General features: G+C 45.6%; 15 protein-coding genes, 1 tRNA gene and 1 rRNA gene. 4 read left to right on the top strand and 13 right to left on the bottom strand.

Annotation, left to right across the window (positions count from 1 at the left end; genetic code table 11):
- Positions 1-122: ribosomal RNA gene (locus ACFPFU_RS07845) — 16S ribosomal RNA — on the bottom strand; the annotation flags it as partial.
- Between the two features lie 610 nt (positions 123-732).
- Here ACFPFU_RS07845 and ACFPFU_RS07840 point away from each other — a divergent pair.
- The gene (locus ACFPFU_RS07840) at positions 733-909 is read left to right on the top strand and encodes a hypothetical protein (protein WP_377063200.1); all 177 of its coding nucleotides are present in this window, start codon (positions 733-735) and stop codon (positions 907-909) included.
- Positions 910-1,221: 312 nt separating this feature from the next.
- Here the strand turns inward: ACFPFU_RS07840 and ACFPFU_RS07835 are convergent.
- Positions 1,222-1,295: transfer RNA gene (locus tag ACFPFU_RS07835), tRNA-Arg, on the bottom strand.
- A gap of 183 nt (positions 1,296-1,478) precedes the next feature.
- Between ACFPFU_RS07835 and ACFPFU_RS07830 the strand changes: the two genes are divergently transcribed.
- Positions 1,479-2,213, top strand: coding sequence for a porin family protein (locus ACFPFU_RS07830; RefSeq protein ID WP_377063198.1), 735 nt, complete (start codon positions 1,479-1,481; stop codon positions 2,211-2,213).
- Positions 2,214-2,448: 235 nt separating this feature from the next.
- Here ACFPFU_RS07830 and ACFPFU_RS07825 read toward each other — a convergent pair whose 3' ends face one another.
- A complete protein-coding gene (locus ACFPFU_RS07825; RefSeq protein WP_377063196.1) occupies positions 2,449-3,066 on the bottom strand; it encodes a phosphatase PAP2 family protein in 618 nt (205 codons plus the stop codon).
- Positions 3,066-4,529, bottom strand: a complete 1,464-nt coding sequence (gene rpoN, locus ACFPFU_RS07820; protein ID WP_377063194.1) for an RNA polymerase factor sigma-54 — start codon at positions 4,527-4,529, stop codon at positions 3,066-3,068. The genes ACFPFU_RS07825 and rpoN overlap by 1 nt, the downstream gene beginning before the upstream one ends.
- 209 nt (positions 4,530-4,738) lie before the next feature.
- On the opposite strand from rpoN, the gene asnS reads away from it, so the two are divergent.
- Complete coding sequence (gene asnS, locus ACFPFU_RS07815; RefSeq protein ID WP_377063192.1) at positions 4,739-6,190, top strand: asparagine--tRNA ligase; 1,452 nt, start codon at positions 4,739-4,741, stop codon at positions 6,188-6,190.
- A gap of 480 nt (positions 6,191-6,670) precedes the next feature.
- Positions 6,671-7,123 (top strand): hypothetical protein, encoded by a 453-nt coding sequence (locus ACFPFU_RS07810; protein ID WP_377063190.1) that lies wholly within the window; start codon positions 6,671-6,673, stop codon positions 7,121-7,123.
- Positions 7,124-8,439: 1,316 nt separating this feature from the next.
- Here ACFPFU_RS07810 and ACFPFU_RS07805 read toward each other — a convergent pair.
- The 9 genes from ACFPFU_RS07805 to ACFPFU_RS07765 form a co-directional block, all read right to left on the bottom strand.
- The gene (locus tag ACFPFU_RS07805) at positions 8,440-10,353 is read right to left on the bottom strand and encodes a polysaccharide biosynthesis protein (RefSeq protein ID WP_377063188.1); all 1,914 of its coding nucleotides are present in this window, start codon (positions 10,351-10,353) and stop codon (positions 8,440-8,442) included.
- Positions 10,354-11,008: 655 nt separating this feature from the next.
- On the bottom strand, positions 11,009-11,623 hold the full coding sequence (locus tag ACFPFU_RS07800; RefSeq protein WP_377063186.1) for an acetyltransferase: 615 nt from the start codon (positions 11,621-11,623) through the stop codon (positions 11,009-11,011).
- Between the two features lie 194 nt (positions 11,624-11,817).
- Complete coding sequence (locus tag ACFPFU_RS07795) at positions 11,818-12,972, bottom strand: DegT/DnrJ/EryC1/StrS family aminotransferase (protein ID WP_377063184.1); 1,155 nt, start codon at positions 12,970-12,972, stop codon at positions 11,818-11,820.
- 579 nt (positions 12,973-13,551) lie between these two features.
- On the bottom strand, positions 13,552-15,252 hold the full coding sequence (locus ACFPFU_RS07790) for a capsule assembly Wzi family protein (protein WP_377063182.1): 1,701 nt from the start codon (positions 15,250-15,252) through the stop codon (positions 13,552-13,554).
- A gap of 248 nt (positions 15,253-15,500) precedes the next feature.
- On the bottom strand, positions 15,501-16,259 hold the full coding sequence (locus ACFPFU_RS07785) for a YdcF family protein (RefSeq protein WP_377063180.1): 759 nt from the start codon (positions 16,257-16,259) through the stop codon (positions 15,501-15,503).
- A gap of 687 nt (positions 16,260-16,946) precedes the next feature.
- Positions 16,947-18,026, bottom strand: coding sequence for an ATP-grasp domain-containing protein (locus ACFPFU_RS07780; protein ID WP_377063178.1), 1,080 nt, complete (start codon positions 18,024-18,026; stop codon positions 16,947-16,949).
- 53 nt (positions 18,027-18,079) lie between these two features.
- On the bottom strand, positions 18,080-18,685 hold the full coding sequence (locus ACFPFU_RS07775; protein WP_377063176.1) for a sugar transferase: 606 nt from the start codon (positions 18,683-18,685) through the stop codon (positions 18,080-18,082).
- Entirely contained in the window at positions 18,685-19,710 is a 1,026-nt protein-coding gene (locus tag ACFPFU_RS07770) for a sugar-transfer associated ATP-grasp domain-containing protein (protein WP_377063174.1), read from the bottom strand. The genes ACFPFU_RS07775 and ACFPFU_RS07770 overlap by 1 nt, the downstream gene beginning before the upstream one ends.
- A 455-nt stretch (positions 19,711-20,165) precedes the next feature.
- Positions 20,166-20,582, bottom strand: a complete 417-nt coding sequence (locus tag ACFPFU_RS07765) for a GxxExxY protein (protein WP_377063172.1) — start codon at positions 20,580-20,582, stop codon at positions 20,166-20,168.
- Between the last annotated feature and the right edge of the window lie 209 nt (positions 20,583-20,791).

Raw genomic sequence — 20,791 nt, 5'->3', positions numbered from 1 at the left:
CATACGCGTTACGCACCCGTGCGCCACTCTCATCCCCCCCGAAGAGGGGATTCCCGTACGACTTGCATGTATTAGGCCTGCCGCTAGCGTTCATCCTGAGCCAGGATCAAACTCTCCGTTGTAAAGTTCGCGCCGCCCCCAAAGGGACGGTCTTTGTTTCTCTTCCCGTTTTATGTTTCAGGCTGTATGTCTTGGCATCACTTCAAAGAACTTCCCGCGCCGCTTCCCGGCGCGAACGCCCCGGGACAGTGCCCGGGGACCCCTTCTCCCGGGGTTTTCCCGGAAAAGGACTGCAAATGTCGGAAGAAAAACCGAAACCCGCAAGAAAATATCAATCTTTTTTTTCAAATCCTCCGCCCGCGGCTTCCCGCGGAACGTAACCCCCGTTTGGGATCACAAAGATGAAGGGTTTTTTTGGAATAACAATAACCCAAAAAGGTTTTTTTGAATTTATTTCCGGTCATCAAACCCATCATTTTCATAACCCCCTCTTTACCAGCAAGTGACCTTATCCGTGTTCAAATCAGGAAACTTCCCGGCTGCTTCCGGGATACTTTGTCAGTCAATATTAGGGTACCTTTCAGGTCCTAATCAACGCTTCACCGCCGGAGGTCATCGTTTCTTTTCCCCTGATTTTCCCCTTGCGGTTGGGAAAATGGGTTATAAAGATAAACACTTTTGGCTTTAACCGCAAAGGCGGATCCAAGGAATCTATTCAAAACACCACGGAATGTGTTCAGAAAACAAGGATACCGGCTTGATCCTGAAGGCCCGCCGGTCCGCTTGAGGAACGACAGCTTTCCTGCCGTCTATATTCCAGCTTGGCTGAAAGGGAAAATACTCTGGAAAGGTACCGGACAACAAACGGCTGTCCCCCCGACCGATGTCGGGATGCTCTATATCAGTTGAGCCACGGATGGGAAGGATACTAGGAACGGTACAAAAAAGAAAGGAAGCGGACCGGTTGCCACTCCCTTTCTGTGTAATCTTCTGGTTTGCCCCCTGAAAAAGGAACACAATCAACGATCCAAAGTGACCTCGTCAGGATTCAAACCTGAAACCTTCCCGACCGATGTCGGGATGCTCTATATCAGTTGAGCCACGGATGGGAAGGATACTAGGAACGGTACAAAAAAGAAAGGAAGCGGACCGGTTGCCACTCCCTTTCTGTGTAATCTTCTGGTTTGCCCCGGAAAAAGGAACACAATCAACGATCCAAAGTGACCTCGTCAGGATTCAAACCTGAAACCTCTTGAGCCGTAATCAAGTGCTCTATTCAGTTGAGCTACGAGGCCATTTCCTGTAAATGGAATGCAAATATACAGCATATAGCCCATATTGCAAAAGGACAGTCAAAAAGAAATTGCCCGCAGCACGAAGCCCCTCTTTATATTTAAGAATAATTAAGACGAATTCCTCACGGAATCAAGTAAGATTTTATAATTTAGCCGATCTAATATTAAAAAGCTATTCTTTCAATGAAAAGACTGACCATAATTTTCATCGCTTTCTTTTTTGCCCTTGAGGTAGCCGCTCAGGAAAAGGAAAGGACTCCCATCGGCGGAAGACCTGATATCAAAGGCGACTTATTTTTAGATTTCGGGTTCAATTTCCTGAATAACCGGCCTGAAGACCTCAACACCCGGTTTATTGCTTCACGGGTGGTCAACGTATACTACCAAACGCCGATTGCCCTTGGCGAGAACTCCGGCCTCACCTTCAATCCCGGGATCGGGTTCGGATTGGAAAAATTGGCCTTTCAGGATAATCAAACATTGATCAACAACCCGGAACTGGGACCCAATTCGAGCCAGCTGGTATCCATCAGGGAAATTTACGGTGACAATATTATCGTAGAAACCAACACCATGGCCGTTAATTACGTGGACATTCCCCTGGAGTTCAGATATCATCTCAACAGAAATGATTACAGCAAGGGCTTCCGGTTTGCCGTGGGTGCAAAATTGGGCCTGCTCGCCAATGCACACACCAAAATAGAAATAACCGATGCGGATGGCCTTACCCAAAAGATAAAGAACAGGCAAAATTATGGCCTAAGCCCTGTAAGATACGGGATCTATACCCGGATAGGATTCCCCGGATTCAACGTCTGGACTTATTATGGACTCAATGAAGTATTCAGGGAAGGACAAGGTCCTTTTGCAACCCGGGCTTCCCAGTTCAACTTAGGTGTTTCCGTAGCCCTGTTTTGATATGATAGAATTTATCTTCAAAATATCAAAAAAAGCGGTTCAATTGAACCGCTTTTTTTGATAGGGATGATAGGGATAAAAACAGAGGCTCCTTTCGGTAACGCGGAATCGACGATTATATGGTTTTTTTACCCTAAACCAAAATGACTTTAGACGGGAAAAACCGGACAATCCATGGATAGAGAACACTTCAAAAGATCGATGTACTCGCCCCCTAATTACCCAAAACCCACCTCTATATCAAATAACTATACACCAAAAAACAAAAAGCGAATCCTAACACAAACCCACCATATACTTCCGAGGGTTTGTGGGCATTAAGATAAAGCCTTGCGGATCCCACGGCCCCGCAAATCAACAAAGCCAGAATCAATGGATAAAGCAAGTCGCTGGAATGGAACTTGAGATGTAAAACGACGATCACAGCCAATAAACCCGACAGCCCTGTGACATGGGCGCTGATTTTCCAAAATGCGGTGACAAGGGTAAGCAGAATCAAGCAGGAAGTAACCATAAACATGGTCCCCACCAACAGACTGTCCACATTGAGTTTAATGTAAAAGAAAACCGATGTCATGATATAAAAGACGGATATTAGACTAAAAGGCATCAATCTTTCCTTTTTATCCGGCATTTGAAAACAACGGATGGTGGTGGTCATTCTCATTCCTATGATCCCCAAAAGGGGTATAAAAAAGGTGGTAAGGCTGATCAGCAGCAATATGGACCATTTGGCGCCTGAAGGTACAGCCGTAGCCTCAGGTACCACATAAAACAACACCGATATGATAACGGAAGGCACCATCAGGGGCTGAAACACGACAGACAGCGCCAAGGCTAATTTTCTGATCACTACAATTCTTTTCTTAACCTGGCCACGGGAATCTGCAATTGTTCCCTGTATTTGGCCACTGTCCTTCTTGCTATATTATACCCCTTCTGATTCAACAGTTTGACAAGCTTATCATCCGACAGGGGTTTCCTTTTGTCCTCGTCCTCAACCATCCTGCTCAGCACACTCTTCACCTCGCGGTTGCTCACGTCCTCCCCGGCATCGGTAGATATTCCCTCCGAGAAAAAATATTTCAGGGGAAAAACCCCGAATTCAGTCTGGATAGTTTTGCTATTGGCCACGCGGGAAACCGTGGAAATGTCCATATCTATTTTTTCCGCTATATCTTTCAAGATCATAGGTTTGAGTTTGGTTTCATCCCCATCCAAAAAAAATTCCTGCTGGTAATCCAAAATAGCCTGCATGGTTTTCATCAGGGTCTGCTGACGCTGCTTAATGGCATCGATAAACCATTTTGCCGCATCCAGCTTCTGTTTCACAAACGTCACGGTTTCTTTCAACTTCTTATCTTTCTTGTCACTTTTGTCATAGGCACTGAACATTTCTGAATAGGAGCGGCTGACCCTCAATTCCGGAGCGTTTTTTGAGTTCAACACAATTTCAAATTTCCCGTTCACATTATTGAGTATAAAATCAGGGATCACATACTGGGTCCTCATGATGCCATCCGAAATGCCCCCTGGCTTGGGATTTAGTCTCGTGATCATATGGATTACCTCCTTCAGGCTTTCTTCATCCAGGTTGCACTTTTTCAGAATTTTATCATAATGTTTCTTGGTGAATTCCTCAAAACAGTTTTGGATCACGTAAATGGCTTTCTGTACCATGGGATCGTCATGGTGCTCTTTTCTTTCCAGCTGTATGACCAAACATTCCTGAAGGTTCCTGGCAGCGATACCCGGAGGATCAAACCCCTGTATTTTCAGCAAAATTTCCTCTACCTCGTCCAAGTCCGTCTCCACATTCTGACTGAAAGCCAGGTCATTGATAATAGCCTCCAGATCTCTTCTGATATAGCCATCATTCTCAATGCTGCCGATTAATTGTCTTCCAATGGTCCTTTGCCGTTCGTCAAGCTTCAAAAAGTTGAGTTGGGACAACAGTTGCTCATGCAAAGAAGTCGTGCTGGAAAGCGGCATTTCCTTTTCTTCCTCGTCCGGAGAATAATTCCCATCACCCTGCATTTTGTACCCGCCGTACTCGTCATTCAGGTAATCCTCGATGTTGATGTCCTTATCTTCCTTGGTTTCCATGGTGTCCGGATTATCCTGAAATTCATCCGTGGCATTATCGGTTTCGGTTTCGTTGTCTTCCTTGCCTTCCTCCAGAGCAGGGTTAATTTCCAATTCCTCTTCAATCCTCGCTTCCAGTTCCGCCGTAGGGACCTGTAGCAATTTGATAAACTGTATCTGTTGCGGCGACAGTTTCTGGGAAAGGATCTGATTTAAATTCAGTTTCTGCATATATTTTTTATACAATGAAATATTTGAGGCAAATAATTAATACAATTGTTAAACACAATTATGGACTGTCCTGTCCTACTGATTGTCAAATTTAGGAAATAAGATCAAAATTTTGATAAAAAGCTTATTATATCGTTTTTTTGCACTCAGTTTAATTCTGCACCATCCCGGTGGTAAAAAATCATCTTAGACCATTTTAATGAATCACCATGGCTTTTAAAGACAGGACCAAAATCAGGAAGTTAATAGAAAGTGCCCCTGAAGGCAGCCAAGTCACTCTTATGGGGTGGGTAAGAACAAAAAGGAGCAACAAAAACGTAACGTTTATAGCCCTTAATGATGGTTCCTGCATCCAAAACTACCAGCTGGTGGCGGATCCCTCCAGGATTTCGGAGGAAATTTTAAAGAAAGCCAATACCGGGGCATGCCTTAAAGCACAGGGCAGGGTGGTGGCCTCGCAAGGATCCGGACAAAGTACAGAACTTCTGGCAGAGCGCATCGACATCCTGGGAGAAGCGGACCCCGAAAAATACCCCATACAGCCCAAAAAACATTCGATGGAGTTTCTACGGGAAAACGCCCATCTCCGGGTGCGTACCAGCACTTTTGCCGCCATATTCCGGATAAGGCATCATCTGGCCTATGCTATTCATAAATACTTCCACGACAAGGGGTTCTTCTATATCCATTCGCCCATCATCACGGCTTCTGATGCCGAAGGTGCTGGTGAGACTTTCCGTGTCACTACCTTGGATCTCAACAAGCTTCCAAAGACAGAAGAGGGACTTGTGGATTTCAGACAGGATTTTTTTGAACGTGAAACCAACCTGACGGTATCCGGTCAGCTGGAAGGTGAACTGGCGGCCATGGCCCTGTCTGACGTATATACTTTCGGCCCTACTTTCAGGGCTGAAAATTCCAACACGACCAGGCATCTTGCGGAATTCTGGATGATAGAACCGGAAATGGCCTTTTATGACGCCGAGGACAACCAGGACCTGGCCGAGGACTTTCTCCAATATATCATCAGCTATGTGCTCACCCACTGCAAGGAAGACCTGGCATTTTTGGACAAAAGGGCTGCGGAAGAAGAGAAAAGCAAAAAAGCCGATCAAAGAAGCGACTTGGGCCTTTTGGACCGGCTTGCCTTTGTGGTTAATAACCGGTTCGTACGTATTACCTACACGGAAGCCTGGGAAATACTTAGAAATTCTAAACCCAATAAGAAGAAAAAATTTGCCTTTCCCATCGAGGAATGGGGAACCGACCTGCAATCTGAACATGAAAGGTACCTGGTGGAGAAACATTTCAACAAACCGGTGATTATCACGGACTATCCTAAAGCCATCAAGTCCTTTTATATGAGACAAAATGAGGATGGAAAAACGGTGGCGGCCATGGATATTTTATTCCCGGGTATCGGTGAGATCGTCGGAGGATCACAGCGGGAAGAAAGACTGGACAAGCTTTCCGCCCGCATGGAAGAACTTCAGATCAGCCAGGACGAAATGTGGTGGTATCTGGATACCCGCAGGTTCGGTACCGCACCGCATGCCGGCTTTGGGCTAGGCTTTGAACGGCTGGTGCAGTTCGTGACCGGAATGGGCAATATCAGGGATGTGATCCCTTTCCCAAGAACTCCGGGCAACGCGGAATTTTAAGTCTGTATTAAAGGGAGTAAATCATTTCAGAAATACCTAAAATCCGCAGTAAATTTCTATGATCAGTTGATTCTTATGGAGATGCAACCTTCCAGGTGTCACGCTTGATTTTAACAACGGGCTTATTATCAACAAAACCTGGATGGTTTGCTGTTTTCTGGAAAATCCTAAATTACCATATTCTCCAGCCTAATCCTGAAAAAGAAAAAGCCATAGGCTCCTACCTGTGGCGATCGGGATAACAGCTTTTTGATTCCCCGTTCTCCATTTCAGGTTCCTGTTTTGTGGTAGATCACGCTGGAACTGAAAAAGGGAATGGTTTTTGTCCGGCATCTTTACAGCGTTATCATGAGTCACACCTATCGGTGCAGACACTTGTTACTGACTCCGGACGCTTGCTTCTTGACCTGTCATTAAGACCCTTTAAATCTCTTGTCGCCTATTTGTTTGTACGACCCAAAAAAATCCCTAAATTGAAAAGTGGAAAAGTTTTTGCAATATCTTAAAACCGAGTCTATAGGAGGACATGTTATCAGATGGTCTCTTGCCGGACTATTACTGTTTGGAGGGTTTACCAAACTGAACCTTATAGGGGCGTTGGATTACAGTTTGTTTTGGGCGGTGCTATTGGCTGCTATAGAAACCTTTGCCGCCTTTGGGCTGCTGATTCATTACAAAAGGCCCCTAATAGGAATTGTTGGCGGCGTATTGGCCATCCTCTCCATTTTCACCAGGCTTGTTTTCTCAATCAATTGGGTAAAGACCAACCTGCTCCAGACCGATTCTTTTTTTAATGCCCTGAATTCCTTTTTGGGAATATACAACAACGGCCTTTTTCATGTCATTCTACTTTTCGGAGCAGCGGTATACTGTCTGGGCAATTCCTATAAAGCGTACATCCGCGAACGCATTACCCAACCCTGGCCACATTGAGGAGAATGGGGAACCGGGTGGAAACCTCCCATTTACTTTTCCCTATTCACGAAGCATTCAGAAAACAGGAAACAGGGAACAGGGAATAGCGAACCGGGCGGAAACTTCCAGTTCTCTTTTCCCTATTCACTATTAACTCAGTATTCAGGAAATAGGGAACAGGGAACCGGGAATAGGAAATCAGACGGAAACTCCTGTTCTCTTTTCCCTATTCACTATTAACTCAGTATTCAGGAAATAGGGAACAGGGAACAGGGAATAGCGAACCGGGCGGAAACTTCCAGTTCTCTTTTCCCTATTCACTATTAACTCCAGTATTCAGGAAATAGGGAACAGGGAACAGGGAATAGGAAATCAGACGGAAACTCCTGTTCTCTTTTCCCTATTCACTATTAACTCAGTATTCAGGAAATAGGGAACAGGGAACCGGGAATAGGAAATCAGACGGAAACTCCTGTTCTCTTTTCCCTATTCACTATTAACTCCAGTATTCAGGAAATAGGGAACAGGGAACCGGGAATAGGAAATCGGACGGAAACTCCTGTTCTCCTTTCCCTATTCGCTATTAACTCAGTATTCAGGAAATAGGGAACAGGGAACCGGGAATAGGAAATCGGACGAAAACTCCTGTTCTCTTTTCCCTATTCACTATTAACTCAGTATTCAGGAAATGGGGAACAGGGAACCGGGAATAGGAAATCGGACGGAAACTCCTGTTCTCCTTTCCCTATTCGCTATTAACTCAGTATTCAGGAAATAGGGAACAGGGAACCGGGAATAGGAAATCAGACGGAAACTCCTGTTCTCTTTTCCCTATTCACTATTAACTCAGTATTCAGGAAATAGGGAACAGGGAACCGGGAATAGGAAATCGGACGGAAACTCCTGTTCTCCTTTCCCTATTCGCTATTAACTCAGTATTCAGGAAATAGGGAACAGGGAACCGGGAATAGGAAATCGGACGAAAACTCCTGTTCTCTTTTCCCTATTCACTATTAACTCAGTATTCAGGAAATGGGGAACAGGGAACCGGGAATAGGAAATCGGACGGAAACTCCTGTTCTCCTTTCCCTATTCGCTATTAACTCAGTATTCAGGAGAGGGAACAGGGAACCGGGAATAGGAAATCAGACGAAAACTCCTGTTCTCTTTTCCCTATTCACTATTAACTCCAGTATTCAGGAAATAGGGAACAGGGAACCGGGAATAGGAAATCGGACGGAAACTCCTGTTCTCTTTTCCCTATTCACTATCCACTGAATTTTCAGGAAACGGGAAATGGGAAGAAAGAACAGGAACCGTGACCGACCTCGCATTTACTTTTCCACCTTGTCCAGCACCTCAAAGCGGGAGCTTTGACTGAGGTATTCCGGCACCATCCGCTTGATTTGAGACACGATATCCATATCCTCCCCCTTTTCCGCCAATCTCTGTAACTCCTCCAATTCCATATTGATAAGGGCATAGCTACCGGCATTTACCTGGGCAATTTTGATTTTCTCGTGGTGTGTGGGAAGAGAGGTTTCCTTGTTGTTCAAAAGTTCCTCATATAATTTTTCTCCTGGCCTTAGTCCTGTAACGCTGATGTTGATATCGACCCCTAGTTTTTTCCCGCTAAGGTGGATCATTTTCTTGGCTAGGTCAATGATTTTTACCGGCTCCCCCATATCAAAAACGTAAATCTCCCCGCCATGTCCCATTACGCCAGCTTCGAGGACCAGGTCACAGGCCTCGGGAATGGTCATAAAAAAGCGTGTGACCTCAGGATGGGTTACAGTCAAAGGCCCGCCGTTTTTTATCTGATCTCTAAAAAGCGGTATGACTGATCCATTGGATCCCAAGACATTGCCAAACCGGGTAGTAATAAAACGGGTACTCCTTTTCTCCTGCCCTTCCAACTCCTTGTCCAAGGATTGCACATACATTTCAGCAATCCGCTTGGTGGCTCCCATGACGTTGGTGGGGTTGACGGCTTTGTCCGTACTGATCAGTACAAACTTTTCGGCACCGTATTGTACCGAAAGGTCAGCTATCAGCTTAGAACCAAATACATTACAACGGACCGCCTCACGGGGGTATATCTCCATCATAGGCACATGCTTATAGGCTGCTGCATGAAATACCACTTGGGGTACATACTTTTTAAACAGGCGTTCCATTCCCTGGGCGTCCGTCACATCGGCCAACACCATCCTGATATCAAGATCAGCAAACTCTTCCAGTAGTTTCAATTCCATATCATGAAGCGGGGATTCTGATTGATCCACCATCACCAGCTTGCCAGCACCTGCCCTGCCTATTTGCACGCAAAGCTCGCTGCCTATAGATCCGGCGGCGCCGGTAACCAACACGGTCTTGTTTTTGAGGTATTGGATTACCCGCTCGTTTTCAAGACAAATGGAATCCCTGCCCAGCAAATCCTCGATGTTCACCTCCCTGATATTTCCTGGCTGAAGCCCCCCACTTACCCAGTAGTTTACAGGAGGGATGGTATAGACCTGGATACCCAATGAAATGCATTCTTCTATGATTTCACGCTTCCGCAAAGCGGAAATATCCTGTACTGAAATAATCAGTTCCCGCACATCTTTCTCCTCAGTCACCTGCCTCAACTGCTCCAGTCCACCCAGAACAGGTTTCCCTTCAATCAACTTGCCCACCTTGTTGGGATCGTCATCCAAAAAACCGTAAGTGATGTACCGATATTCGTTGTCTTTACAGATCGCTTGAAAAGTCAATATGCCCGCTTCCCCGGCGCCGAAAATCAATACTCTCCTCTCAGGCTTGTTCTGCTGGTTGTTTTTAAGTATCTGGAATGTATCTTTTACCATCAAACGGTACAGGACCAGAAAAAACAAGGACAGGACTGAGGCTATCACCAAAACTGAATACGGCATAATGTGGTTTAGGGTTGAAAACGCAGAAAGCCCCCAGTTCATCGCACTTACCAATACAGCCGTAACCAATATGGTCCTCAGCAAAAGCATGCCGTCCCTTTTTCCGGTGTGTCTTACAATGCCCACATAACTCTTCGTGAAAAACATGACCATAAGGCCAAGCAACAGGTAAATGCACGCCCCCCGAAGCACATGGTGTTTTTCCATCTCTGACCAGTCAAAATTCAAGCGCAACAAATAAGCCAATACCCCACTTTGGAACAGGATCAAACCATCCAGGCTCGCGATTATCCAGCGAGGCAGTATATTCAATTTTCTAGCAAACTCAATCATAAAAGTTTGTATTACATTAAAATCATTTTGAAAAACAATTACAACCGTTCAAATTGAATCTTATACGAGTATAAGAACTTTTTAAGCTGTTTTATGTATTTCGCATTATAGCAAGAATTATTTTTCCGGTCATCAAACTTTTTTTGTACTTAAATGTTAAATAATATCACGAATATATATAATAATATATCTTATTATACACATAGTTGATTAATTTTTTATTAATATATCAAATATAAAAATCATAGTATCAATTTCAGAAATTTAGGCAAATACCATTCCAAACTGTTCAAATCGTTTTTAATAAAAGCAAAAATTTATCCTTTATTTCCTCAACCTATCTTAATTTTTCATCACTATTTTTATATAACCATGTTATTACCCTTGTAATCATCAATAATAAAGCATGTATATCTATAAATATCCAATTTAGAAATATAAAAAGGGCAAAGTAATGATCAAAACAGAACACACATTAATATCTCGTAAAACAGGAAAGAAGTGGGCAATGATCCGGGTGACAACCAGTGAAACTAAAAAGGGTGGCTTTATAATTTTAAAGCCACCCCTCAAAAAATAAATTTAAAAAAACTGAAAATGTGATCCTGGATCATTGTACCGGAACCATTCCCTAAATCCCCACAACTAAGAATTTTCATTGCGAAACCTTAAGCAGGCTTTTTTGTTTCAAACCATTGCCTATCCACGTTTTACCGTCGGGAACATCCCTGGTGACCACACTTCCCGCCCCGATCTTGCACCAAGCCCCCACTTTAACCCGTGGAAGGATAATACTGTTGGCACCCACCAAAGTCCCTTCCCCCACTTCTATTCCGCCACACAGGGTACATTGTGGCGCGAGATGTACGAAATCGCCGATGAGGCAGTCGTGGTCCACACTTGCACCCGTGTTCACGATCACCTGTTTTCCGATACGGCTGTTGACCTTAACAATTGCGCCCTCCATCACCACGCTGCCTTCATCGAGCACAGCCCGCTTGCTGAAGATCGCCGAATCATGAATAATGGTGGCAAACCTGACTTTCTTCTTCTTAAGTTTTAAGTGTATTTTTTTCCGGATTCTGTTGTCGCCTATGGCAATGAAAACGGCATGGTCAAAAACAAAATCCAAAGGTACGCTTCCCAAAACAGGATAATCCAAAACCGACGCTATATGGGGATTGTCATCAAAGACTCCGTGAATTCTTTCATAACCATCCACCATGTCGATTACCACTCTACCTTGATCAGATGCACCGTATATGTACATGTTGTAAATTTTAAAATATGGGTCAAAGTAGCTGATTCCAACTACTTTTACAACATGCAGGCGCTTCTCAAACAGCTGAAGACCAGCCGAAAAATTTTGATGAATTGTATTTTTTTAGGGACGATCGTAATGTGGCTAAATCGAAATACTTTTAGCCCAATTCAAATAACAATAACCTATTCTCGAAAAAACGATCAAGTTTTTATAACTTTTTTTAATATTTGGACAATATTTTTCAGATTTTTCTCACTAAGACTGGAACCACTAGGCAAACACACCCCCGAATCAAAAATCATGCCGCAAATATTTTTCCCAAAAAAGGGATAATCCCTGAACACGGGCTGCAGGTGCATGGGTTTCCAAAGTGGGCGGCTTTCTATGTTCTCCTTTGCCAAAGCGTCCATGATCATCATGCGGTCCACGCCGGCTTTCCCAGGATCTACCAGCACGGTGGTTAGCCATCTGTTGCTGTATGCACCCTCCGTCTCCTCCAAAAAGCTAAGCCCCGCCAAGCCCCGGAGCGCTTCCCTATAAAACATATGGTTGTTTCTTCTTCTTTCTACCCATTGGTCCAGCACTTTCATCTGTCCGCGGCCGATGCCCGCGCACACATTACTCATCCGGTAGTTATAGCCGATTTCCGAGTGTTGATAATGGGGAGCCGGGTCCCTTGCCTGGGTACTCAGGTAGCGCGCTTTGTTTATTTGTTCCACATCCTGCCCCACCAATGCCCCACCCCCACTGGTAGTAATGATCTTATTGCCATTAAAAGAAAAGACTCCTAAGTCACCAAAAGTCCCGCACATCCTGCCTTTTAGAGAAGAACCCAAGGCTTCGGCCGCATCCTCGATAACAGGAATTCCATACTTTGCGGCTACATCCATGATGGCTTCCATTTTGGCCGGCATGCCATAGAGATGCACCGGAATAATGGCTTTAGGCTTTTTGCCCTTTTTTGATGTACCGGATACTTTACCGGATAGGCAAGCTTTAATAGCGCTTTCCAATGCTTCAGGGCACATGTTCCAGGTCTCCGCCTCACTGTCAACAAATACCGGAATGGCCCCCTGATAGCGAATGGGGTTGGCAGAAGCTGAAAATGTAAAAGACTGACAGATGACCAGGTCCCCAGGCTCCACACCCAGCAACACCAAAGCCAGATGGATCGCCGCCGTGCCGGAGGACAAAGCCGCCACATGTCCGCACTGGGTATATTTGGCTATATCCTCTTCAAATCCGTCGACATTGGGCCCAAGCGGGGCAATCCAGTTGCTGTCAAAAGCTTCTTTCACATACTTTTCCTCCGATCCTCCCATATGGGGTGGGGAAAGCCATATTTTGTGCTGCATTACTTTTTTATTTAATTCAATGAATTTATTCAAAAATAGGGAACAGGGAATCGGGCGGAAACCTCTTTTTCACTATTCACCGTTCACGCAGTATTCAAAAATAGAAAATAGGGAACAGGAAATCGGGAATCGGATGAAAAACTTCCTATTTACTTTTCACTATTCACTTTTCACTGGGTACTCGGGAAACGGGGAACAGGGAACAGGGAATCGGGCGGAAACTCTGTGTATCCCTGATTAGTGTTGACCGTTCACGCAGTGTTCAGTAAATAGGGAACAGAGAACCGGGAATCGGGAACCGGGCGGAAACCTCCTGTTCTCTTTTCCCTATTCCCTATTCACGCAGTATTCAGAAAAAAGGAAATCGGGAACGTAGAACAGGGAACCGGGCGGAAACTCTGTGTATCCCTGATTAGTGTTGACCGTTCACGCAGTGTTCAGTAAATAGGGAACAGAGAACCGGGAATCGGGAACCGGGCGGAAACCTCCTGTTCTCTTTTCCCTATTCCCTATTCACGCAGTATTCAGAAAAAAAAAATCGGGAACGTAGAACAGGGAACCGGGCGGAAACCCCTCCACTCACTTCCAGTCAATCAAATAATACATATGCACCTGGGCGAGGATGCTGAATTTCCCAAAATGCCCCCGGGGCAGAGGGCTCTCTGTATCCGCATTGATCTGCCACTGGTAATTATAAGCGGTTATTCCCTGTATCCTGCCATCGATCAAAAACCTGTTCCACTCCCGGGTTATCAGCAGCGCCCCACTGAAATCCACCCAAGGACGGGCGTTTTCCTGACCTTGAAAAGCCCGGTTATAAAAATCCATATGGTTGGCGGCACGCTCCGCAAGGATTCCAAACTTGTTGACCCCCTCTACCAAAGACAGTTCCAAAGTCTGCAGGTTGGTGCCCGCTCCTGCTCCTATGCCCATATATTCCCCGTGATTTCTGAATCCCCTGGCCTGACCATGCATATGCCAGCTCATACCGCCACTGATGCCGCTATATCGGACCATCGTGTTGGCACTTTGCGATCCATGCACCATTTCTCCCCTCATCTGAAACCATCTTCCCGGATTTGTTGTGGGAAATAGTTTATTGAATCCCAGAATATACGCCCGGGAATGCTCCGGATTCATTGCGAAATCCCTCCAACTATAGGCATGGTCCCTGCGTCCATATTCTGCATACACCTCCATCTTCGCCTTCGCAATAAAATAACGGGCATACACGGTCGCTTGTTGGTCCTGTTCCCTATCATCGTAATCCACACTATGGCCATCCTCAAACAGCTTGGATTTCTGGAAGGGCTCAAAGACCGGAAACCAGTCCCAGAAACTTTGCCCCCGTTCCGAATTAAACTGTTGAAAGGTCCTGGACAAACCCAGACTTAAACCTCTCAACAAATTGGGGGAGTACACGATATTAAATGCATTCAAGTACCTGGAACTCCTTGGTAATGGTTCAAAATAAGCATTGTTCAATTCATCTATTTGGGAGGGGGGCGCATAATTATTGGCCAAACGGCCTACTACCATCTGGGCTTCAAAATTGCCGATAAAGGTTTCCAAAGGTTTATGGGTATTGAGACTGACATGAGGGAAACCCCTGGCCTGATTGCTGAACGTCAAAGCATGGAACTGCCCGGGTCCCCACCAAATATTTTCAGTAGAAATCCCGGCTTCAAAAGCACCCGCCCGAAGCGCCAACTTAGAATTGCCCCAGCCCAATCTGGCAAACCTTCCCGGAGCGAGGCGCTCACTGGGATCCCCGTTATTCCAATACCGAAAACGTGCGCTATTGACCCTCTGGTCAAAAATATCCCTATATCCTGGAAACCTGCGGTTTTCCACCAAAAGCAATTCCGGCTGAAAATACCCAGAAATCCACTTGTATTTCCCTTCTATTCCACCGCTCGCCAGCGTCTGCATTCCCACAGCAGGCACCATCATGCCCGGGGCATTGCCGTAAGGTCTGCCTGTGCTGTACCGGGAAAAGTTACGAATGGGCAACGGCTGCCACCAAAATTTTTCCTGCACGATGGTATCGGTGCCATGTACCCCTAACCGGAAAGATTCCCAAGAGTCAGAGGGGAATTTGCCATCCCCCGTCCAATTCACCTTTATCGGCCGCTGTACAAAAGACACATCAGGGGATATTTCCCCGACCAACTGCTTCCTTCTTAGCGCCTCTTCCAGCACCGGATGCCCCGCAGGAACTGTCTGTGCTGACAGACCTGATGATAATAACGTCAGGAATAGGAGTAGAAAACACCGCATACTTTAAAAGTAATAATTTATTTTGGAATGTTTATATAAAGAATAATGGGGAAATCCGGAGTCCGGAGTCCGAGGCGGGAAGCGGGGAATGGGAAGATGAGGGAAGCAAGGGTAAACTGAAAGGAGAATAAGGGCTTCCAACATTCCTCTCATTCTGACTCCCAGAAATCAGTTCCTTCCTCCACTTTTCGAAAATTCTACCGGAAAGTATTTCGCTTTCGCAACCTGTCTCTTCCAATCTTTCAAACCTACACTTCATCCAGAAAAGCCAGCTGCACCATGCCCAGCCACTCATGCAGTACCTTTTGCCAATTGGCTAGCGACTGCAGACTCGGCACATAACCATACCTGCTCCCTCCGGGATGGGGCCTATAAAGAAAAGAAGTAGGTGCTGCTACAGGTTTCAAACCCTGCTTCCTGAATACTTCCATCGCCCTGGGCATGTGCAAGGCTGAAGTGACCAGGATGAGCCGGTCTTCCCCTGGATACATTCTTTTAAAATCCCTCGCCTCTTCTATGGTAGTCAAGGGAGTAGGGATCACTTGCACACTACTTTCAGGCACACCCCACTCCCTAAGTGCATTGGCATAAATTTGTGCTTGGGACACATAACCTTCCCGTCCGGCACTGGACATGACCAATGTCACTTCAGGAAAGGTTTTCCAAATCCGATATGCCTCCAGCACCCTCGCCTGGGAAGCACTGCTCATCTGCTGGGAAGCGGGCAAATCAGGATCAGGCAAGCCGCCGGAACCCAATACCAGCACCTTTTGGGGATATCCGGTCATGGTCAGGTCCAATACAGGATAACGGCTTTCCATCCGGTAGATAACCGCATCGGAAAACGGCCTGAATAGGCCCAGTATCACCAAAAAAGAAAGCAAAGCCACAGCTTTGCCCCATACACCTTTTTTCCAACCACGTCCTGCCAACACCACCAGCAGCACGAATATCCATAATGCCGGGTTGATTAAAAATTGATTGATAAAAAACCTAAGGAAATTCAACTGGAACAGTATTTAACAAGCTGCATCAAAGAACCCGTCCTGTAATCGCAAGGAGCGGAAATCTGACGTTATATTTGACGGACACGGTGCCCGCGACGAAGCGGTCCCCAGACGATTGCGTAAAATAGGACTGCTTCGTCGCAAACTCCTACCGATGACGTGTCGTACAATGCACTGTTATTCAGATGGTTGAAAAACACTGATTTTGACGGTTTTGGACAGCCATATCGGCTGCGCATGGAAGAAACCGTCATCCCGATTTGTGCATTTTCCAAATGTTAAGCCTCGTGACGAAGCTTTTTCGTCATTACGAGAAGCGGTAAAAGGTCATATGGTTTATCGTATCGCTGCCCGCGAGGAAGTAATCTCCTTACGAAATTGTAAATCTGTCACCTTTGATAAAGGTCGGATAGGCATCGGACTGGGATCAGGATCAAGGGTGGGTGAACATCAGCTTTGATACGGATATGGTATAAAATATCCTTGCTTGTAACTTGCTTTAATCCTGCTTTAGACTTGGCTTTAACTTGCTTTTAATAGCCTGTTAAAAAAAATATAATGCATATCAATAGAGGATACACGTCGCCCTCTTTGCATGAAACCGTTGCCTGATGGCCAGCTATAAACGGAATTTGTAGTTCCATGAGACAGCCCCAATAGGGAAGGAATAATACCTCTACCCGCCTCTTACAGCATCAACCTTTTATAATCCTTCAACAACTCTGTTTCCTTCATCAGCACCGGAATTACATCCACATCCCTTAAAAAAATCAAATCCTTTTCAAACTCATAGATTTTAAAATTACGGTCAAAATCACTGGCACCCCGTAATAAATCTATGGTATCGGCCGCAAAATTGGCTCCACCCGCGGCAAAACACTGGGTAAATGCCACATGGCGTACGTTCACCTCCGTCAGATAGGGTCTGCCATCCAGGTCCTCTTTAAAATCCACCGTAAAAAAACCATGTTTTTTTACATCTACAGCCTCAAAAATAATATCCATGGCCCTCACGGCCACACTCACCAGCTCAGGTTCATTCAATAACCTTCCGAAAGAAGTATTGCCGGTGATACCGGATGGCGCCACTTTGGCCATAATGTACTCCACTCTCTCCGCTGTGGCGGCCCTTAGTAATGCACCTTCATAGTACAACAACTTACAGGCTAGATTCCTGCCCGCCAAATACTTGCTGGCAAGAAAATCTGTCACATCGGGATTGATCTGCATCCAATTCCTTAACGTTGCCTTCGAATCCACCCGCAAGGATCCCAGGCCGCTTGTTCCTGAAGCGCTCCTCACCCAAAAATCATCCCCCAGCACATCAAAGAGGTGCTCAAAATCTGCTTCATTTCTTGAAAAAGCCATAGATGGCGGCACCAAACCGGACGCTGCCAGCAAATCCGTCATTTTGCCCTTATCCACCAAAACTTCCGCCAGTCTGCTGTGAGGGAGCAGGCTCTTACAGGGAAGGCCGGCGGTCTCATCGCGCGCACACCAGGCGAGCACCTCCTGTTCAGGAAGAACCACTGCCATACCAATGTTATTTTCCCTCACAATGTCTTCCACTACCTCCCAATATTCCTCGGCGTCGGCAGGAGGAACCACGTAGCTTTTATCAAATAAATCCTTCTGATAAAGTCCTACAGAAAGTACATTGCTGTCTGTGCCTATCAGTTCCACTTCCCGGTAGGGGGAATATTTTTTCAGGGCAATGGCAAAACTGCGGGGAGTGGGTCCCCCGACGCCGGTAATCAAGATCTTCATTTTGTAGTCAGTTTGGTAGGGTATTTATTTAATATCGGAACACTTCATCCCTTTCAGTTATAACCGTTAAAAGGTTCCATGGGCCTGGTTTCACTTTGGTTGACCCCTTCCCTTTTAAGAACTTTCAATACGGTCATCCAAAGTATTTTCAAATCCAGTGCCAAATCCACATGATCCACGTAATAGAGGTCCAATTCAAACTTTTTCGACCAAGAGATGGCGTTGCGGCCGTTTACCTGGGCCCAGCCTGTAATGCCCGGCCTCACTTCATGCCTGCGCCGCTGCTGCGGGGAATACAATGGAATATACTTAAACAACAAGGGCCTTGGCCCCACCAGACTCATATCTCCTTTCAACACGTTGATCAATTGCGGCAACTCATCCAAAGAAAGTTTCCGCACCAACCCGCCCAGCCGGGTCATCCGCTCCATGTCCGGTAAAAGTCGTCCCCTGGCATCCCTTTTATCATTCATTGATTTGAATTTGATGATGTAAAAAGGTTTTTCCTTATACCCTGGCCTTTCCTGAAAGAAAAAAGCGGGACCGCCGTTCTGTATAGCCAAAGCAACAATCAAAAAAACAATGAGAGGGGATAAAAGCAACAGGGCGAGCAATGCCACCACAAAATCAATTATGCGCTTGACTATTTTCTGATACATTAACGCTTTGTCAGTTCTTGTTGATGTTTTATTAAAATGGATTTTAAACCTTGATTCACGGGTAATTGCCATACCAGTTTGCACCAGTCGTGGTTGCCCTCTATCAGGCCAGGGCCATTTTCAGTCACCACCACATCCCATCCTATGGACCTGTTCTGGGGATGCTTCAATGCCGCCCTTTCGACTAAAGTAAGTATTTCCTGCCAAAACGGAATTTGAAAACCCCAGATACGAACCCCCGTGACCGGATGGGTTTCACAAGACTGCCTGGTAATATCACTGAAAACAGCGGCTCCGTTAATGATACCCGTAGACTCCTCTATAGGAGCAGCCATGTTCCCCGCAGCCATATTGTCTACAGGGCCATCCACAGCGATGCGCAGCCGGCACCCGAGCAGTTCCACTTCATTCCGGGCATTCACCTGGGTGAATATCCTCACCGTGTTCACCGCGGTGGGGGCCAATTCCTGGAGAGCAGGATGCTGAACCAAAAACTCTTCAATCAAATCAAACCGATGCCGGTGCATATGGCTCAACAGGGACTGCCTGTCAAAATCCCGGTTGGAGACCACGGCTACACCTGACCCGCATTTGCCGGTGGCATCTTTAAGAACCAGCTTGCCGATGGCATGATGAAGAAACTCATCCAGCAACTCAGGATTCGCTTCAGCGGCATCCAGAGTAAGTGTTTTATGGACAAAAAATTCTTGGTATGCTTTATAGAATTCCCGCTTATCATCCAAAATCCTTCGCGAAGAAGGCGGGTTCATCAGCCGCTGATATTCATACATAAACCCCGTCCCCGCCCAGTTTTTTCGTTCGCTTTTATTGTCGCCATAAAAACCGAATTGAAAATATTCCAGCAAAGAAATATTGTAGAGAAACACAGAAGATGTGATCTCTTTCAACAAGGCCATTCTCGATTTTCCGGTTTCATGATGCACATAATTCAGAAATCTTGAAAACTTCTCCCTATCCAATTGTTTAAGATAGTATCCAAAGTATAATATTCGATTTAATTTCATAAAATCACAATTTACGAGATTGAGATAGAACGCGGATAAACGCGGGTGCGGCGGATGGTCGCTGATTTTTTTTTCTTATCCGCATAATCCGTGGCGTTCTCACTATGGAACGCGGATAGTCGCTGATGCAGCGGATCTGCACTGATTTTTTTATGTCCTATCCGCGGTAATCCGCATAATCCGTGGCACTTGTGGGCTATTCCTTGGAACGCGGATAAACGCGGGTGCGGCGGATGGTCGCTGATGTTTTTTATATTCTATCCGCGAATATCCGTTAAATCCGTGGCACTTGTGGTCTATCCATTGGAACGCGGATAAACGCGGGTGCAGCGGATCTGCACTGATTTTTTTATGTCCTATCCGCGGTAATCCACATATTCCGTGGCACTTGTGGTCTATTCCTTGGAACGCGGATAAACGCGGGTGCGGCGGATCTGCACTGATTTTTTTATGTCCTATCCGCGGTAATCCGCATAATCCGTGGCATCCGCGTTCCCCTTATTCGAAAATACCTTCCTTACAAACTGAGGATTTTTACCGAAATTGACCAGCAGGCCTACTTCCATTTCCGTGGCCTTTAAATAATTAATCAGTTGGTATCCATGTTCTGGAACGAGGCTTTCGGCGGCTTTAACTTCAATGATCACTTTATCCTCGACAATCAGATCCGCAAAATAATTACCTACCGGCGTCTCGTCATAAAACACCCTGATCCGCTTTTGCTTCTCCACCAAAAATCCCTTTTTAGCCAATTCATAAAAAAGCGAATTCTCATATACCTTTTCCAAAAAACCATACCCAAGGGTATTATATACTTTATAAAACGACCGAATAACAGCCTCCGTAATGTTTTGATATTTTAAGTTTTCCATGCATAAAAAATTGGTTAAATCTCTCTAATGATAATCATTTATCTTCAAAAAACCATATTTGCTTATTTCTAAGAATATCCGGGTTAACTGCCGGGTCTGTTAAGGAACGCTGATTTACACAGATGCAGCGGATCTGCACTGATTTTTTTATGTCCTATCCGCGGTAATCCGCTAAATCCGTGGCACTTGTGGTCTATCCATTGGAACGC

It is taken from the genome of Negadavirga shengliensis, assembly GCF_042652345.1.
Lineage (GTDB): Bacteria > Bacteroidota > Bacteroidia > Cytophagales > Cyclobacteriaceae > Negadavirga > Negadavirga shengliensis.
This window is presented reverse-complemented; position numbering and strand designations above follow the sequence as displayed.